16 protein-coding genes and 1 pseudogene are annotated in these 14,516 nt (G+C 71.3%); 6 read left to right on the plus strand and 11 right to left on the minus strand.

All coding sequences use genetic code 11. From position 1 onward, the window contains the following. Positions 1-148 precede the first annotated feature (148 nt). From L0P92_RS06940 to L0P92_RS06950, 3 genes are all read right to left on the minus strand, one after another. Positions 149-1,342 carry a hypothetical protein gene (locus tag L0P92_RS06940; protein ID WP_234761630.1) on the minus strand — a complete coding sequence of 398 codons (1,194 nt, stop codon included), beginning with the start codon at positions 1,340-1,342 and terminating at the stop codon, positions 149-151. An 82-nt stretch (positions 1,343-1,424) separates the two neighbouring features. Continuing rightward, positions 1,425-1,691: a hypothetical protein gene (locus tag L0P92_RS06945; RefSeq protein ID WP_234761631.1), complete on the minus strand. Its 267-nt coding sequence runs from the start codon at positions 1,689-1,691 to the stop codon at positions 1,425-1,427. 135 nt (positions 1,692-1,826) lie between these two features. Beyond that, the gene (locus L0P92_RS06950; protein WP_234761632.1) at positions 1,827-2,507 is read right to left on the minus strand and encodes a TetR/AcrR family transcriptional regulator; all 681 of its coding nucleotides are present in this window, start codon (positions 2,505-2,507) and stop codon (positions 1,827-1,829) included. Positions 2,508-2,688: 181 nt separating this feature from the next. Here L0P92_RS06950 and L0P92_RS06955 point away from each other — a divergent pair, with 181 nt between their 5' ends. Beyond that, complete coding sequence (locus tag L0P92_RS06955; RefSeq protein ID WP_234761633.1) at positions 2,689-3,468, plus strand: oxidoreductase; 780 nt, start codon at positions 2,689-2,691, stop codon at positions 3,466-3,468. Between the two features lie 141 nt (positions 3,469-3,609). On the opposite strand, the gene L0P92_RS06960 is transcribed toward L0P92_RS06955, so the two are convergent. After that, a complete protein-coding gene (locus L0P92_RS06960; RefSeq protein ID WP_372497209.1) occupies positions 3,610-3,801 on the minus strand; it encodes a hypothetical protein in 192 nt (63 codons plus the stop codon). Between L0P92_RS06960 and L0P92_RS06965 the strand changes: the two are divergent. Then, a pseudogene (locus tag L0P92_RS06965) lies at positions 3,760-4,098 on the plus strand (hypothetical protein); the annotation flags it as partial. The gene L0P92_RS06960 and the pseudogene L0P92_RS06965 overlap by 42 nt on opposite strands. On the opposite strand, the gene L0P92_RS06970 reads toward L0P92_RS06965, so the two are convergent. Then, entirely contained in the window at positions 4,079-4,531 is a 453-nt protein-coding gene (locus L0P92_RS06970) for a DUF6299 family protein (protein ID WP_234761634.1), read from the minus strand. The pseudogene L0P92_RS06965 and the gene L0P92_RS06970 sit on opposite strands and share 20 nt — an antisense overlap. 237 nt (positions 4,532-4,768) lie before the next feature. Here L0P92_RS06970 and L0P92_RS06975 point away from each other — a divergent pair, with 237 nt between their 5' ends. Further along, complete coding sequence (locus L0P92_RS06975; protein ID WP_234761635.1) at positions 4,769-4,963, plus strand: DUF5999 family protein; 195 nt, start codon at positions 4,769-4,771, stop codon at positions 4,961-4,963. Between the two features lie 7 nt (positions 4,964-4,970). Here the strand turns inward: L0P92_RS06975 and L0P92_RS06980 are convergent, their stop codons facing one another. Next, entirely contained in the window at positions 4,971-5,369 is a 399-nt protein-coding gene (locus L0P92_RS06980; protein WP_234761636.1) for a RidA family protein, read from the minus strand. Then, positions 5,366-6,496 (minus strand): acyl-CoA dehydrogenase family protein, encoded by a 1,131-nt coding sequence (locus L0P92_RS06985; protein WP_234761637.1) that lies wholly within the window; start codon positions 6,494-6,496, stop codon positions 5,366-5,368. Before L0P92_RS06985 ends, L0P92_RS06980 begins: the two co-directional genes overlap by 4 nt. A 174-nt stretch (positions 6,497-6,670) precedes the next feature. Here L0P92_RS06985 and L0P92_RS06990 point away from each other — a divergent pair, with 174 nt between their 5' ends. Both L0P92_RS06990 and L0P92_RS06995 read left to right on the plus strand, forming a co-directional pair. Then, positions 6,671-8,284, plus strand: a complete 1,614-nt coding sequence (locus tag L0P92_RS06990; protein WP_234761638.1) for an AMP-binding protein — start codon at positions 6,671-6,673, stop codon at positions 8,282-8,284. A gap of 15 nt (positions 8,285-8,299) precedes the next feature. Next, positions 8,300-9,112 carry a PaaX family transcriptional regulator gene (locus L0P92_RS06995; protein ID WP_234761639.1) on the plus strand — a complete coding sequence of 271 codons (813 nt, stop codon included), beginning with the start codon at positions 8,300-8,302 and terminating at the stop codon, positions 9,110-9,112. Between the two features lie 91 nt (positions 9,113-9,203). Here L0P92_RS06995 and L0P92_RS07000 read toward each other — a convergent pair whose 3' ends face one another. Next, entirely contained in the window at positions 9,204-11,570 is a 2,367-nt protein-coding gene (locus L0P92_RS07000; protein ID WP_234761640.1) for a bifunctional salicylyl-CoA 5-hydroxylase/oxidoreductase, read from the minus strand. A 4-nt stretch (positions 11,571-11,574) separates the two neighbouring features. Then, complete coding sequence (locus tag L0P92_RS07005) at positions 11,575-12,402, minus strand: enoyl-CoA hydratase family protein (protein ID WP_234761641.1); 828 nt, start codon at positions 12,400-12,402, stop codon at positions 11,575-11,577. 304 nt (positions 12,403-12,706) lie between these two features. Here L0P92_RS07005 and L0P92_RS07010 point away from each other — a divergent pair, with 304 nt between their 5' ends. Further along, positions 12,707-13,159 (plus strand): ATP-binding protein, encoded by a 453-nt coding sequence (locus L0P92_RS07010; protein WP_234761642.1) that lies wholly within the window; start codon positions 12,707-12,709, stop codon positions 13,157-13,159. A gap of 96 nt (positions 13,160-13,255) precedes the next feature. On the opposite strand, the gene argF is transcribed toward L0P92_RS07010, so the two are convergent. Then, the gene (argF, locus tag L0P92_RS07015; protein ID WP_234761643.1) at positions 13,256-14,263 is read right to left on the minus strand and encodes an ornithine carbamoyltransferase; all 1,008 of its coding nucleotides are present in this window, start codon (positions 14,261-14,263) and stop codon (positions 13,256-13,258) included. 115 nt (positions 14,264-14,378) lie between these two features. Further along, the coding region (locus L0P92_RS07020; RefSeq protein WP_234761647.1) for an arginine deiminase family protein at positions 14,379-14,516 on the minus strand (138 nt) is incomplete at its 5' end.

The following is a 14,516-nucleotide window of genomic DNA, read 5'->3' on the forward strand; positions in this document are numbered from 1 at the left end:
GGAAGGGGAATTCGAGCCGCGCCGAGCGGGCGCGATCACAAACGGCGCCATTGAACAGGGCAATCACGGCGCTGCCAACCCCCTTTCGCCCGGGGTGACGGACGCCGCCGCCCTTTCGCCCAGGGCGGCGGCGTCCGGCCCGCTCGCGTCAGGACCGGGCGGGGTCCTGGACGGAGACCGTGGCGTCGGCGTCGGAATCGGGACCGGCACCGGCACCGGTGGTCTCCGCATGGCCGACCGCCAACCGCAACGTGACGGTGGCCGCGGTTCCGGCGACCAGGCCCCAGATCAGAGCCGCCGGGACACCGCCGCCCAGGCCGCCGGACAGGTACAGCAGGTCCCAGCGCAGGCTCGACCCGTCCAGCACCACTCGCAGCAACTGGGTCGCCAGCAGCCCGAGAACGGTCACGCAGACCGCGCACACGGCCATCGCCGGGACGGTGGCCCGGGTGAGCAGTGCGGGCAGCCGTCGTAGCGCCCACCACACCATGGCGAGCAGCAGCACGTCGACGACCCGGTACAGCAGCCAGTCGCCGAGCGACGCGCCTGTCGGGCCCGCCCAGGCACCGAGCAGGAGCCACTGGCGCAACAGGTCGCCCGGTTCGGCGAACAGCCCGCTCCCGGTGAACGCCGTCTGCAGGGCGGCGGCGACCGACTGGTACGAGAGGACGACCAGGGACAGGGCGATCATCGCGGTCCCGGCCGTGGCGGCCAGGCGGGCGGCGCGCGCCGGGACGACCTCCTGCGGAGCGGGGCCGGCGCCCTTGGCGGTGACTCGCGCCGCGAGCACGGTCGCCGCCGCCGCGACGAGCGCGGTCAGCACGAGGATCTGCCGTCCGGAGGAGATCACGCTCGCCAGCTGGGGCAGGAAGCGGTAACTGCCGTGTCCCTGCGCGGCGATCAGCCATGGCGCGGACACGGTCACCGCCAGGGTCCCGGCGACCAGGCCCCAGCCCCACACCGCGAGCAGCGCGGCGAGCAGTCGGCCGGGCACGGGTGGCAGTCTGCGGAGCAGGAGCAGGGCGCCGGGCACGAAGAAGGCGAAGACGGCGGCGAACCGGATCTGCAGTGCGGTTGCGTACAGTTCGAGGTAGCGGGTGCCGTCGGCTCCGGCCGGTTCCCCGATCTCTCCGGACGCCCCGGCGCCGAACCGCACCGATGCCGGAGGGTCGTACGACCAAGGGGTGAGCCAGCGCTCGAACTCGGCGGCGATCCGGCCGCCGAGCGCGTCGGCGGTGCCCGGCAGGTGCAGCGCCTGGGTACTCGCCCCCGCCCACCACAGCAGCAAGGTGAGCAGCACCCCGCCGATCAGTGCCGGTATCGCCGCGCGTCGATATTCCATGCTTCCCCCGCCGTGTTCCGAATCCCCGTGAATTTCCTGGTCAGTTGGAGACTACGGGCTGTTGATCACACACCGATCACGGTCAGCCGCGCCGGGCGGAGAACAGGCGCGCCGCCACGGCCAGCACGACCCCGGCCACGACGAGGTACAGGCCCAGCCGTTCCTGCGGCACGGCCGCCGACCACACCCGCCAGGCCGACGGGGTGTAGCCGTCGGCCGCTATGAACGCCCCATAACTCCTCGGGTATGCGCCGGTCTGGCCCCGCACCCACAGCAGGGCACCTATGGCGGCGCAGGTCGCGGATGTCGAGTAAAGGATCGTGGCATGGCGCGAGGCCGGTCTGTCCACTGGTTCTCCCCCGTCGTCGCTGTCGTTGTGGTGGGTTGATTCTCGCGCCCGCCGCCGGTGCCGCGGGTGGCCGGCCACGCGGGGGTTGTGGCTGATGCCGTCGTACTCGCCGCGAGGCGCGACGGCGACCAGAGGTTACGGCGTGGGTGACGTGCCGGCGCCTTTGTCGGGGTCTGTGCCTGTTCCGGTGTCGGTGTCGGTCGCCAGGGCGAGCAGGAGCGGCTTGGTCAGGGTGGTCATCTCGGCCGGCGTTCGCGGACATCCGCGCTGAAGCCAGTCGGTGGCCACGCCGATGAGCGCGCCGGCGACGAACGCCGCGGGAACGTCGTGCGGGACCTCGGAGGAGTCGGCCGTGTCCGGCGGTGCGGCGGCGTCCGCCCCGGGAAGCTGTCCGGAGGCGTGCGCGGCCGCCATGGTGCGCAGCCGTACGTGCTCGATGACGCGCGCGCTTCCGCTCGGCCCGAACAGGCTGCGGTACAGGCCCGCGTGCTGGGCGAAGTGCGCGAAGAAAGCCGTCAGTGACGGGTCCGGGTCCTCCGGAGTATTCGGCCGGTCCGCGTGGGCGGGGTCGAGGGCGAGGACGAACCCGATCAGGTCGTCGATCATCGACGTACAGGCGGCCTCGGCCAGTTCGTGCACGTCCCGGTAGTGGTCGTAGAACGTCGAGCGGCTCACCTCGGCCCGGTCGACGACGTCGGCCACGCTGATCTGCGCGAGGTCCCGTTCCTCGACGAGATCGATCAGGGCGCGCTGCAAGGTCGCCCGGGTACGCCGCACGCGCCGATCGCCGGGCTGTGCGGTGCTGCTCCTGGTCATGGACATCCTCCAGATCCTATCTTCTCACCCACGTGCAGGTTTGCCTACAGATAGAGGTTTACAGTCGACTGATGGAAAACCTACATCTGTAGGCTAATGTGGAATCGAGGCCGCCGCGTAGCCCGACCGAGGCACGCGCGCCAGCCCCATCTCGCGCCCACAGCACAGGAATTGGAGTGCCATGAACCTCAACCTCACCGCCAGGACAGCCGTCGTCACCGGTGCCAGCCGGGGCATCGGACTCGCCACCGTCCGGACCCTGACCGACGAGGGCGTCCGTGTCGTGGGCGCCGCCCGGACCGTCACGCCCGAGCTGAAGGAGACCGGCGCGCATGCGGTGGCGGCCGACCTGAGCACGGCGGAAGGCGTCGCCGCCCTCATGGACGCCGCTCTCGCCGAGCTGGGCGGCATCGACCTGCTGGTGAACAACGTGGGCGGCGGGGACGCGGCGACCGTCGGCTTCCTCGACGTCGACGACACCGAGTGGGCCGGCGCGTTCGACATCAACGTGCTCAGTACGGTCCGTGCCACGCGTGCGGCCCTGCCCAGCCTGATCGAGCGCCGGGGAGCGATCGTCAACGTCTCGTCCATCCTGGGCCTGATGCCCGGAGGCTTCCCGGTCGCCATCAGCGCGGCCAAGGCGGCGCTCACCGCGCTCGGCAAGTCCCTGGCCGAGGAGTTCGGTCCCCTAGGCGTACGCGTGAACACCATCTCCCCCGGCCTGGTCCGCACCTCCGTCTACAAGGACCCGAACGGCCAGGTCGCCCAGTGGGCCGCCGCGTCCGGCATGAGCCTCGACGAGTTCACCCAGCGGATGGTGACGGACCAGAACATCACCATGGGCCGCGGGACCGAGCCCGAGGAAGTGGCGGCCCTGATCGCGTTCCTCTTGTCCGAAAAGGCCGGCAACATCACCGGCGTCGACTACGTCATCGACGGGGGCACGGTCAAGACGGTCTGAACCGGGTGCCACGTCGGCGACCCGTGACCTCCGGGGTCCTTCGCGGGCAGGGCATGCATGGACTGGAATGGAATGGCGTGGCATGGCATGGCTGATACGGCGTCATGCGGATGGGGCGCCAGTCGGGCGGCGGTCCGGACGTCAGTCGTCGGGGATGGCTGCTCCGACGAGGGCCGGCACGGTCTTCTCTCGGCGGGTCAGGGAGCGTGCGGCGCGGCGGAACTGGCCGAGCTTGTCGACGATCGTCTGCCCGACCGGGGTGTGGCCCCAGACGCTGATGCCCTGATGGGTGCCGCGCTGCCCACCCTGCTGGCCTTCGCCCGTCCGGGACACGTGCTGTTCGGGAGTGACTGGCCCTTCGCGCCCGCGGCAGCCGGCCAGTACTTCGCCAACGGCCTCGACGACGGCGTCGCCTCGGCCGCCCTCGCGGCCGTCAACCGCGCCGACGCCGAGACCCTCTTCCCCCGCCTGGCCGGCAGCGCCCCCTCACCTGACCGCGCGGTACGGCATCGCGCCCCTCCGGTCGGGGAGGGGCGCGATGTGCCGCGTGCTGCGGAATGCTTGCATGTCGCGGGGGTTGCTGCGGGTTGCCCGGTCGGCGGGGCCGCCGTCACGCCTTCGTCAGGGTGATGCCCTTCTTCGACACCGCGTGGAAGTGGGGCAGGGGCAGGCCGCCCAGGTCGTCGGCGGGGCGGAGCTCCACGACGGTGGCCTCGACGTCGGCCTTGCCGTACTCGAGGGTGGCGGAGGAGGTCTTGCTCGTGTTCTCCCAGCGGTGCTTCTTGCCGTCGCACACGGCGAGGGTGCCGCCGATGGCGTACCGGGTGGTGGAGGACTTCTGGCCGACGGAGGCGCTCACGAAAACGGGCCCGTCGCTGTCGGCGCAGCGGTAGGTGCCGGCGACGGTGACGGTGCCGTCGGCGGCCATACGGACCGTCTTGTCGACCGTCACGGTCCCCTTGGGCTCGGGGGTGACATCGGAGTCGGCGAGGGCCGCGGGCGCTGCGGTCAGCAGGAGCAGGACGGCGCCGGTGGCGGTGGCGAGGGCGGGGCGCAGGGGCATGGGATGACCTCCCGGTGGGCGGAGTGGGGCGTTCCACTCGTACCCGGCCGGTGTGCTTATGGGCGTGATCGTCACCCCTTCGGTGGCGAGTCCGCCCCGACCTTCGTGGATCGGTCAGAGAGTTGTCCGCGAGTTGTCACGGTTCACTGCGGGCCGTTCCGATGAGTTCGGGAGGGGAGGATGGTCTACCCATATGGACGGCCCACACGGATCGTCCCCCCGATGTGGAGGTGCGCCATGTGTTCCCACCAGTCTTCGTGCCCTTCCTCCGACCGCCAGGCCACCCATGTGGTGGCCGCCCACCCCGAGCAGGGCTGGAGCCTGCTGTGCGACGGGGCGATCGTCTTCGACGACAGCGGTGAGCTGCTGCCCGACGGCCGCGTCGTCGCCCCGCACCGGGTGCCGGCCGAGCGGCTCGCCATGGCGGCGTGAGCAGGTTCTACGGCAGTACCGCGAAGCCGTCGAGCTCCACCATCGCCCGTTCGTCCCAGAGCCGTACGACCTCCACGACCGCCATCGCCGGATAGTCGCGGCCGGCCAGCTTCCGCCAGATACGGCCGAGTTCGGCGACCTGGGCGCGGTACGCGGCGACGTCCGTGGCGTAGACGGTGACCCGCGCGAGGTCGGCCGGTGCGCCGCCGGCCGCCGACAGCGCGGCCATGAGGTTGGTGAGCGCCCGCTCGAACTGCTCCGGCAGCGTCTCCCCGACCACCTTGCCGTCGGCGTCGAGCGCGGTCTGCCCGGCCAGGAACACCACGCGTGAGCCGGTGGCGACGACCGCGTGGGAGAAGCCGGTGGGCGGGGACAGGTCGGGCGGGTTGACGCGCTCGGTGGTCACTGGCCGGCCTCCATGTCCGCGTACAGTTCCTTGGCGATGATGCCGCGTTGCACCTCGCTGGCGCCTTCGTAGACGCGCGGGGCGCGCACCTCGCGGTAGAGGTGCTCCAGCAGATGGCCGTGGCGCAGGGCACGGGCACCGTGCAACTGGACCGCCCTGTCGACTACGTACTGCGCGGTCTCGGTCGCGAGCAGCTTCGCCATCGCGGCCCGCTTGGGCACGTCCGGGGCCTGATCGTCGTACGCCTGCGCCGCCGCGTACACCATGAGTCGGGCCGCCTCCGTGCGCAGGGCCATCTCGGCGACCTGGTGGGCGACCGTCTGGAGGTCCTTCAACTTGCCGCCGAACGCGTCCCGTCGGGCGGTGTGGGCGAGGGTCGCGTCCAGGGCGGCCTGGGCCATGCCGACGGCGAACGCGCCGACGCTGGGCCGGAAGAGGTTGAGGGTGCCCATCGCGACCCGGAAGCCCCGGTCCGGTTCGCCCAGCACGTCGTCGGCGGTGACCGGGACGGCGTCGAAGTCGAGGCTGCCGATGGGGTGCGGGGACAGCATGTCGAGGGCCGCTCCGGTGAGGCCGGGCCGGTCGGCGGGCACCAGGAAGGCGGTGACGCCACGGGCGCCGGCGCCGGGGGTGGTGCGGGCGAACACGGTGTAGAAGTCGGCCTCGGGGGCGTTGGAGATCCAGCACTTTTCGCCGGTGAGGCGCCAGCGGGCGGGGCCGTCGGGCTCGGCGGAGAGTTCCAGCGCCGCCGCGTCCGACCCGGCCCCCGGCTCGCTCAGCGCGAAGGCCGCCACCGTGCTCCCCTCGATCACGCCGGGCAGCCGGCGCTCCCGCTGGGCCGGGGTGCCGTAGGCGTGCACGGGGTGTGCGCCCAGGCCCTGGAGGGCGAGCGCGGTCTCGGCCTCCGTGCAGGCGTACGCGAGGGACTCCCGCATCAGACACAGGTCGACCGCACCCGAGGTGAACAGCCGCTTCAGCAGCCCCAGTTGGCCGAGCTCGGCGACGAGGGGGCGGTTGACGTGCCCGGGCTCGCCCTTCTCCGCGAGCGGGCGCAGCCGTTCGGCGGCCAGGGTGCGCAGCTCGGCACACCATGCGGTTTGCGGTGGATCGAGTGAGAATGCGGGCATTGCCGACCTCCCTGCGGGGCCGTCCATGACGAACCCTCTCGACGGACCTCCTCGACGATATCGCGCACCATTGACTGTCGTCACCAACACGATACGCTCCCTGTGCGAGCCCACCAGAACGCCAAGAAGCACGAAGCCCACAAGGCAGCCCACACGGCAAGGGGGCGAACCGCCATGGCCGGTCTGCACCGCTCCGCCCACGTCGACACCTTCGCCCGCGAGCATCTGCCACCGCCCGACCAGTGGCCCGAGCTCCACTTCGACCTGCCGGGGCTGCGCTACCCCGATCGGCTCAACGCCGCCGCCGAGTTGCTCGACGGCCCGCCCGACGAGCGCCCCGCGTTCCACACCCCGTCCGGCGACACATGGACGTACGCCACACTGCGTGCCCGCGTCGACCGGATCGCACATGTGCTCACCACCCACCTCGGCGTCGTCCCGGGCAACCGGGTGCTGCTGCGCGGCCCGACCACGCCCTGGCTCGCCGCCTGCTGGCTGGCGGTGCTGAAGGCGGGCGCGGTCGCCGTCACCGTCCTGGCCCAGCAGCGGCCGCACGAGCTGCGGACCATCTGCGAGATCGCCCAGGTGCGGCACGCACTGTGCGACATCCGGGCCGTCGACGACCTCGCCAAGGCCGAGATTCCGGGCCTGCGCATCACCACGTACGGCGGCGACGCCCCCGACGACCTCCTGCGCCGCCCCGCGCCCGACGAGCCGTACCCCGCCGCCGACACCGCGGCCGACGACGTCGCCCTCATCGCCTTCACCTCGGGGACCACCGGACGGCCCAAAGGCTGTATGCACTTCCACCGGGACGTGCTCGCGATAGCCGACACCTTCTCGGAGCATGTGCTCCAACCACATGTGGGCGATGTCTTCACCGGCAGTCCGCCGCTCGGCTTCACCTTCGGTCTCGGCGGCCTCGTCATCTTCCCGATGCGGGCCGGCGCCAGCGCCCTGCTCCTCGAACAGGCCGGTCCCAAGCAGCTGTTGCCCGCGATCGGCGAGCACCGGGTGTCGGTGCTGTTCACCGCTCCGACGGCGTACCGCGCCATGCTCGACGAACTCGACTCGCACGACATCTCCTCGCTGCGCCGCTGTGTCTCCGCGGGCGAGAACCTGCCCGCCGCCACCTGGCAGGCCTGGCACGAGCGCACCGGGCTGCGCATCATCAACGGCATCGGCGCCACCGAGCTGCTGCACATCTTCATCTCCGCCGCCGACGAGCACATCCGGCCCGGCACGACGGGGCGGCCGGTACCGGGCTGGCACGCGCGCGTGGTGGACCACGAGGGCCTGGAGCTGCCCGACGGGGAGCCCGGACTGCTCGCCGTGCGCGGACCGGTCGGCTGCCGCTATCTCGCCGATCCCAGGCAGCGCGAGTACGTACGCGACGGCTGGAACATCACCGGCGACACCTACGTCCGGGAGAGTGACGGCTACTTCCGCTATGTCGCCCGCGCGGACGACATGATCATCTCGGCCGGCTACAACATCGCGGGCCCCGAGGTCGAGGAGGCCCTGCTGCGCCACCCCGACGTGCTGGAGACGGCGGTGGTGGGACGGCCGGACGAGGCGCGCGGACAGGTCGTGGTGGCATACGCGGTGCTCAGGGAGGGCGCGCGACGCGACGTGGAGGCGCTGCGGGCGTTCGTCAAGGCCGAGCTGGCGCCGTACAAGTGTCCGCGCGAGATCGTCTTCCTGGATGCCCTGCCGCGCACCGCGACCGGCAAGCTCCAGCGCTTCCGGCTGCGCGAGGCCGGACACCCTCGGGGTGACCAGCAGTGATCCGCACGAACTAAGATGATCAACGTGTCCGACCAGCATGCACCACGGTCTCTCATCGTCACGCTCTACGGCGCCTACGGCCGCTACATGCCCGGCCCGGTGCCGGTCGCCGAGCTGATCAGACTGCTGGCCGCGGTCGGCGTGGACGCCCCTTCCGTACGGTCGTCGGTGTCCCGCCTGAAGCGGCGCGGGCTGCTGCTGCCGGCCCGGACGGCGCAGGGCGCGGCCGGGTACGAACTCTCCCCGGACGCACGCCAGTTGCTGGACGACGGCGACCGCCGTATCTACACCACCGCGGCGCCGGACGACGAGGGCTGGGTGCTCGCGGTGTTCTCGGTGCCGGAGAGCGAGCGGCAGAAGCGGCACGTCCTGCGCTCCCGGCTGGCGGGTCTCGGCTTCGGGACGGCGGCTCCGGGCGTGTGGATCGCGCCGGCGCGGCTCTACGAGGAGGCCCGGCACACTCTTCAGCGGTTGCGCCTGGAGGAGTACGTCGACTTCTTCCGCGGTGAGCATCTCGGCTTCACCCCGACCGCCGAGGCCGTCGCCCGCTGGTGGGACCTGGCCGCCATCGCCAAGGCACACGAGGCGTTCCTCGACCGGCACGCGCGCGTGCTGCACGACTGGGAACGCCGACCGGACACCGAACCCGAGGAGGCCTACCGCGACTACCTGCTCGCCCTGGACTCCTGGCGCCACCTCCCCTACACCGACCCCGGCCTGCCCGCCCGGCTGCTGCCCGAGGACTGGCCGGGCGCCCGCTCGGCCGCCGTCTTCCGCGGACTGCACGAGCGCCTACGGGACGCGGGAGCCACCTACGCCGGTCTGTGACCGCGGGCACGCCGTACGCGCCGCTGACGGAACCCTCCCCGACGGCGACGAGATACGCCGCTTCCGACGCTCACGGCGGGCATGGCTGATGTCAGCTCCCCAGGGTGAGCCGGGGTTTGGGGGCGTCCGTGCGGCCGGTCTGCGGACGGCGGCTGCCCGCCCGGTACGGCGCCGGCCAGACGACGCCCGGACCGTCGTAGCCCTGCTCGGCCGCCGCGTGCAACGTCCAGTGCGGGTCGTAGAGGTGCGGGCGGGCCAGGGCGCACAGGTCCGTACGGCCCGCCAGGATCAGGGAGTTGACGTCGTCCCAGGAGGAGATGGCGCCGACCGCGATCACCGGCAGCCCGGTGGCGTGCCGGATCCGGTCGGCGTACGGCGTCTGGTACGACCGCCCGTACTCCGGCTGCTCGTCGGCCACGACCTGCCCGGTGGACACGTCGACGGCATCGGCGCCGTGCGCGGCGAAGGCACGGGCGATCCGGACGGCGTCCTCGGCGGTCGTACCGCCCTCGGCCCAGTCGGTGGCGGAGATCCGGACGGTCATGGGCCGTTCCTCGGGCCACACCGCCCGTACGGCGTCGAAGACTTCCAGCGGGAAGCGGAGCCGTTTGTCCAGCGAGCCGCCGTAGGCGTCGGTGCGGCGGTTGGTCAGCGGAGAGAGGAAACCGGAGAGCAGATAGCCGTGCGCGCAGTGGAGTTCGAGGAGGTCGAACCCGGCGCGGGCGGCGCGCCAGGCGGCCGCCGTGAACTGCTCGCGGATATCGGTGAGTTGGGAGCGGGTCAGCTCGCGCGGGGTCTGGCCGTACGGCTTGTAGGGGATCGGGGACGGGGCGACGAGCGGCCAGTTGCCGTCCTCCAGCGGCTCGTCGATGCCCTCCCACATCAGCTTGGTCGAGCCCTTGCGGCCGCTGTGGCCGAGTTGCACGCCGATCGCGGTGCCGGGTGCCTGGGCGTGCACGAACTGGACGATCCGCCGCCAGGCCTCCCCCTGCTTGCCGGTGTAGAGGCCGGCGCAGCCGGGGGTGATCCGGCCCTCGGGGCTGACGCACACCATCTCGGTCATGACCAGTCCGGCGCCGCCGAGGGCGCGGGCGCCCAGGTGGACAAGGTGGAAATCGCCGGGGACACCGTCCGTCGCCGAGTACATGTCCATCGGGGACACGACGACCCGGTTGCGCAGGGTCAGGCCGCGCAGCCGGAACGGGGTGAACATCGGCGGTGTACCGGGCGGACAGCCGAAGTCCCGCTCCACGGCCTCGGTGAAGTGGGCGTCGCGAAGGCGCAGGTTGTCGTGGGTGACGCGGCGGCTGCGGGTGAGGAGGTTGAAGGCGAACTGGCGGGGCGGCTGGTCGAGGTAGAGCCCGAGGTTCTCGAACCACTCCAGGCTGGCGCGGGCGGCCCGCTGCGTGGAGGCGACGACCGGCTTGCGCTCCCCCTCGTACGCCGCCAACGCCCGCTCCAGGGTGGGCTGTTCCTCCAGGCAGGCGGCGAGCGCGAGGGCGTCCTCGACGGCGAGCTTGGTGCCGGAGCCGATGGAGAAGTGGGCGGTGTGGGCGGCGTCGCCGAGCAGGACGACGTTGCCGTGCGACCAGCGTTCGTTGACGACCGTGCGGAAGGTGGTCCACGCCGACTTGTTGGACCTGAGCGGCCGTCCGCCGAGCGCTTCCGCGAAGATCTTGGCGCAGCGCTCGACGGACTCCGCTTCGTCGAGTTCCGCGAATCCGGCCGCCTGCCAGACCTCCTCCCGCATCTCGACGATCACCGTGGAGGCGTCGGCGGCGTAGGGGTAGCCGTGCAGTTGCATCACGCCGTGTTCGGTCTCGGCGATCTCGAAGCGGAAGGATTCGAAGGCGAAGTCCGCCGCGAGCCAGATGTAGCGGCAGTGGTGTTCGGCCACATGTGGGCGGAACACATGGCTGTAGGCCTCGCGGGTGGTGCTGTGCACGCCGTCTGCGGCGATGACCAGGTCGTATGCCTCTGAGAGGGTGCGCGGGGGTGGCGCCTCGGAGCGGAAGCGGAGGTCTACGCCGAGTTCGTGGCAGCGGGCGTGGAGGATTTCGAGGAGGCGTTTTCTGCCTAGGGCCGCGAAGCCGTGTCCTCCGGAGGTTTGGCGGGTGTTTCGGTGGACGATGTCGATGTCGTCCCAGCGGGTGAAGTGGGCCTGGAGTGCTTCGTAGACGGTGGGGTCGGCGTGTTCGATGCCGCCGAGGGTTTCGTCGGAGAGGACGACTCCGAAGCCGAAGGTGTCGTCGGGGGCGTTGCGTTCCCAGACGGTGATCTCGCGGTCCGGGTCTAGGCGCTTCAGTAGGGCGGCGGCGTAGAGCCCTCCCGGGCCGCCGCCGATGATCGCGACACGAAGGGGGTGGTTGATCGTCATCGGCGGCTGCGGGTTCATTGTGGCTGGTCGCGCAGTTCCCCGCGCCCCTGAGGTTGGGACAGCTCCCTCGGCCGAAGACATCTCCCTACCTCCCCTGCCATTTCGGCGGGCGCTTCTCCGTGAACGCCGCGTGGAATTCCGCGTAGTCCTCGCCGTTCATCAGCAGGGCCTGTGTCGACGCGTCCATTTCCACCGCTGCCGCCAGCGGCATGTCCAGTTCGGCCGTCAGCAGGGCCTTCGTCTGGGCGTAGGCCAGGGCCGGGCCGTCGGCCAGGTGGCGGGCCAGGGTCGCGGCAGCCTCGTCCACCCCGCCCTCCTCCGTCAGCTGGCTGATCAGGCCGATGCGCTCGGCCTCCGGTGCCCGCACCGGCTCCCCCAGCATCAGCAGGCGGGTCGCATGGCCCAGGCCCACGACCCTCGGCAGCAGATACGCCGCGCCCATGTCGCCGCCGGACAGGCCGACCCGGGTGAAGAGGAAGGCGAAGCGGGCGGTGGGGTCGGCGACGCGGAAGTCGGCCGCGAGGGCCAGGACCGCCCCGGCCCCGGCAGCCACCCCGTGCACGGCCGCGATCACCGGGAACGGACACTCCCGTACGGCCCGGACGACCTGCCCGGTCATCCGGTTGAAGTCGAGGAGCTGGGCGGTGTCCATGGCCAGGGTCGCGCCGATGATGTCGTCGACGTCGCCGCCGGAGCAGAAGCCGCGGCCCTCGCCGGCCAGCACCAGGGCCCGTACCGACCGCTCCCGGGACAGCTCGGCGAGCAGATCGCGCAGGTCGGCGTAGGCGCCGAAGGTGAGCGCGTTGAGTTTCTCGGGGCGGGCGAGGGTGACGGTGGCGACCCCGTCGGCGTGCTCGACCCGCAGATGCTTCCAGTCGGAGGTGCGGGCGGCGGAGCCGGTGAAGGGACTCATGACGTGCGGCCTCCTCGGGCGGACGGCGGGCACTGCCTCAGTGAGCTCTACCCTTCGAAGCTATCACCCAACTTTGACTGTCGTCACGGTCGCACGATAACCCATTCGGGTGTGACCTGGCCCCGTCACATCCGTCACGGCTCGTCGACACCCGCGTAACGGTGGGATCAGCCGCGCGAGGCCGGCCGTTCACCCGGGTAAGCCGCCCTTCAGTCGGGGCCGAAGGTCCCGAACGGTGCCCTTCGGGAGCCTCTGCGGGGTGGCGCCGTACCATTCATAAGGTTGAAAGCAGGACAGCCTGCTCATGAACGGACCCGCCTTGCAAGATCGCCCCTCAGCCTCCGCCTCCTGGCGTATAGCGCTTCCGCACACGGCCGCCGCCGTGCCCGTGGCGCGTGCTCTGGTCCGTACGGCGCTGGCCGAGCTGGAGCATGCGGCCGACTGCGACACCGCGGAGCTGCTGACGGCGGAGCTGGTCGCGAACGCGGTGGAGCACACCGCGGGCACCGGCCCGATAGAACTCGTGCTGGAGCTGCTGCCCTCCGGCTGCCAGGTCGAGGTCCACGACCCGGACCCGGCCCCACCGGGTGATCTGACCAAGCCGAGCGGCAAGGATCCCGACCCCTGGCAGGAGCACGGCCGCGGCCTACTCCTGATCCGCGCCCTCAGCTCCTCCTGCGGCCACCGACCGACGGACACGGGCAAGGCGGTCTGGTTCAGACTGCCGACGGTGCCGGCCCAACGCCGCCCTGCGTAACGCCCTAAGGGGCGCGGGGAACTGCGCGACCAGCCACATCAAACCGGCACCCGACAGACAACCGCACCCCCTACGGCGCTCCCCCTGCCCGCAAACTCACGCCAGCGTCGCCACCAGCACAGCCTTGATCGTGTGCATCCGATTCTCCGCCTCGTCGAAGACCACCGAGTACTCGGACTCGAACACCTCGTCCGTCACCTCGAGCGACTCCAGCCCATGGCTCTCGAAGATCTCACGCCCGACCTTCGTACCGAGGTCGTGGAAGGCCGGCAGACAGTGCAGGAACCTGACGTCCGCGTTGCCCGTGGCACGCAGGACGTCCATGGTCACCGCATAGGCGCCCAGCGCGGCGATCCGCTCGTCCCAGACCTCCTTCGGCTCCCCCATGGACACCCAGACGTCCGTGGCGACGAAGTCGGCACCACGGACGCCCTCGGCGACATCCTCGGTGAGCGTGATGACCGCCCCGCTGACCTCCGCGAGCTTGCGGGCCCGGGCCACGACCTCGGCGCCGGGCCAGTACGCCTCGGGCGCGACGACACGCACGTCCATGCCGAGCAGCGCGCCGGTGATCAGGTAGGAGTTGCCCATGTTGAAGCGGGCGTCGCCCAGGTAGGCGAAGGTGATCTCCTTGAGCGGCTTGTCGCTGTGCTCGGTCATCGTGAGCCCGTCGGCGAGCATCTGGGTGGGGTGCCAGTCGTCGGTCAGGCCGTTGTAGACGGGCACGCCGGCGTACGCGGCCAGCTCCTCCACCTTCGCCTGGCTGTCGCCGCGGTACTCGATCCCGTCGTACATCCGCCCCAGCACGCGCGCGGTGTCCTTCACGGACTCCTTGTGGCCGATCTGCGAGCCGGACGGGTCGAGGTACGTCGTCGAGGCGCCCTGGTCGGCGGCCGCGACCTCGAACGCGCAGCGCGTGCGCGTCGAGGTCTTCTCGAAGATCAGCGCGATGTTCCTGCCCCGCAGGTACTGCGTCTCGGTCCCGGCCTTCTTGGCGGCCTTCAGCTCGGCGGCCAGCTCGACCAGCCCGAGGAACTCCTGCTCGGTGAAGTCGATCTCCTTGAGGAAGTGGCGGCCGGCGAGGGCGCTCGGGACAGTCGCCATGGGGGGCGCTCCAGGGTGGGACGAGTACAGGGACGTTGGAAGTCTATACGACCATCAGCATTTCTATACGGGCCGACCTCCACGCCACCCGAGCCCGGCCCCCTCATACGGCCTCTCATACGGCCTCCCGTACGACCGGGCAGCTCATACAGCGCGGCCCGCCCCACCCCCGCCCCACCTCGCTCCCCGGGCTATCGATCACCACGATGCCCGGCGTGCGCCGATGCGTGGTGGGGGGGGAGTTACCCGCATA

This window comes from Streptomyces muensis (genome assembly GCF_021474425.1).
GTDB lineage: Bacteria > Actinomycetota > Actinomycetes > Streptomycetales > Streptomycetaceae > Streptomyces > Streptomyces muensis.

Excerpts from the sequence above, each read along its gene's own strand:
- L0P92_RS06940 (WP_234761630.1), bottom strand. The coding sequence starts at position 1,342 with ATGGAATATCGACGCGCGGCGATACCGGCACTGATCGGCGGGGTGCTG.
- L0P92_RS06950 (WP_234761632.1), bottom strand. The coding sequence starts at position 2,507 with ATGACCAGGAGCAGCACCGCACAGCCCGGCGATCGGCGCGTGCGGCGT.
- L0P92_RS06955 (WP_234761633.1), top strand. The coding sequence starts at position 2,689 with ATGAACCTCAACCTCACCGCCAGGACAGCCGTCGTCACCGGTGCCAGC.
- L0P92_RS06970 (WP_234761634.1), bottom strand. The coding sequence starts at position 4,531 with ATGCCCCTGCGCCCCGCCCTCGCCACCGCCACCGGCGCCGTCCTGCTC.
- L0P92_RS06975 (WP_234761635.1), top strand. The coding sequence starts at position 4,769 with ATGTGTTCCCACCAGTCTTCGTGCCCTTCCTCCGACCGCCAGGCCACC.
- L0P92_RS06985 (WP_234761637.1), bottom strand. The coding sequence starts at position 6,496 with ATGCCCGCATTCTCACTCGATCCACCGCAAACCGCATGGTGTGCCGAG.
- L0P92_RS06990 (WP_234761638.1), top strand. The coding sequence starts at position 6,671 with ATGGCCGGTCTGCACCGCTCCGCCCACGTCGACACCTTCGCCCGCGAG.
- L0P92_RS06995 (WP_234761639.1), top strand. The coding sequence starts at position 8,300 with ATGATCAACGTGTCCGACCAGCATGCACCACGGTCTCTCATCGTCACG.
- L0P92_RS07000 (WP_234761640.1), bottom strand. The coding sequence starts at position 11,570 with ATGTCTTCGGCCGAGGGAGCTGTCCCAACCTCAGGGGCGCGGGGAACT.
- L0P92_RS07005 (WP_234761641.1), bottom strand. The coding sequence starts at position 12,402 with ATGAGTCCCTTCACCGGCTCCGCCGCCCGCACCTCCGACTGGAAGCAT.
- L0P92_RS07010 (WP_234761642.1), top strand. The coding sequence starts at position 12,707 with ATGAACGGACCCGCCTTGCAAGATCGCCCCTCAGCCTCCGCCTCCTGG.
- argF (WP_234761643.1), bottom strand. The coding sequence starts at position 14,263 with ATGGCGACTGTCCCGAGCGCCCTCGCCGGCCGCCACTTCCTCAAGGAG.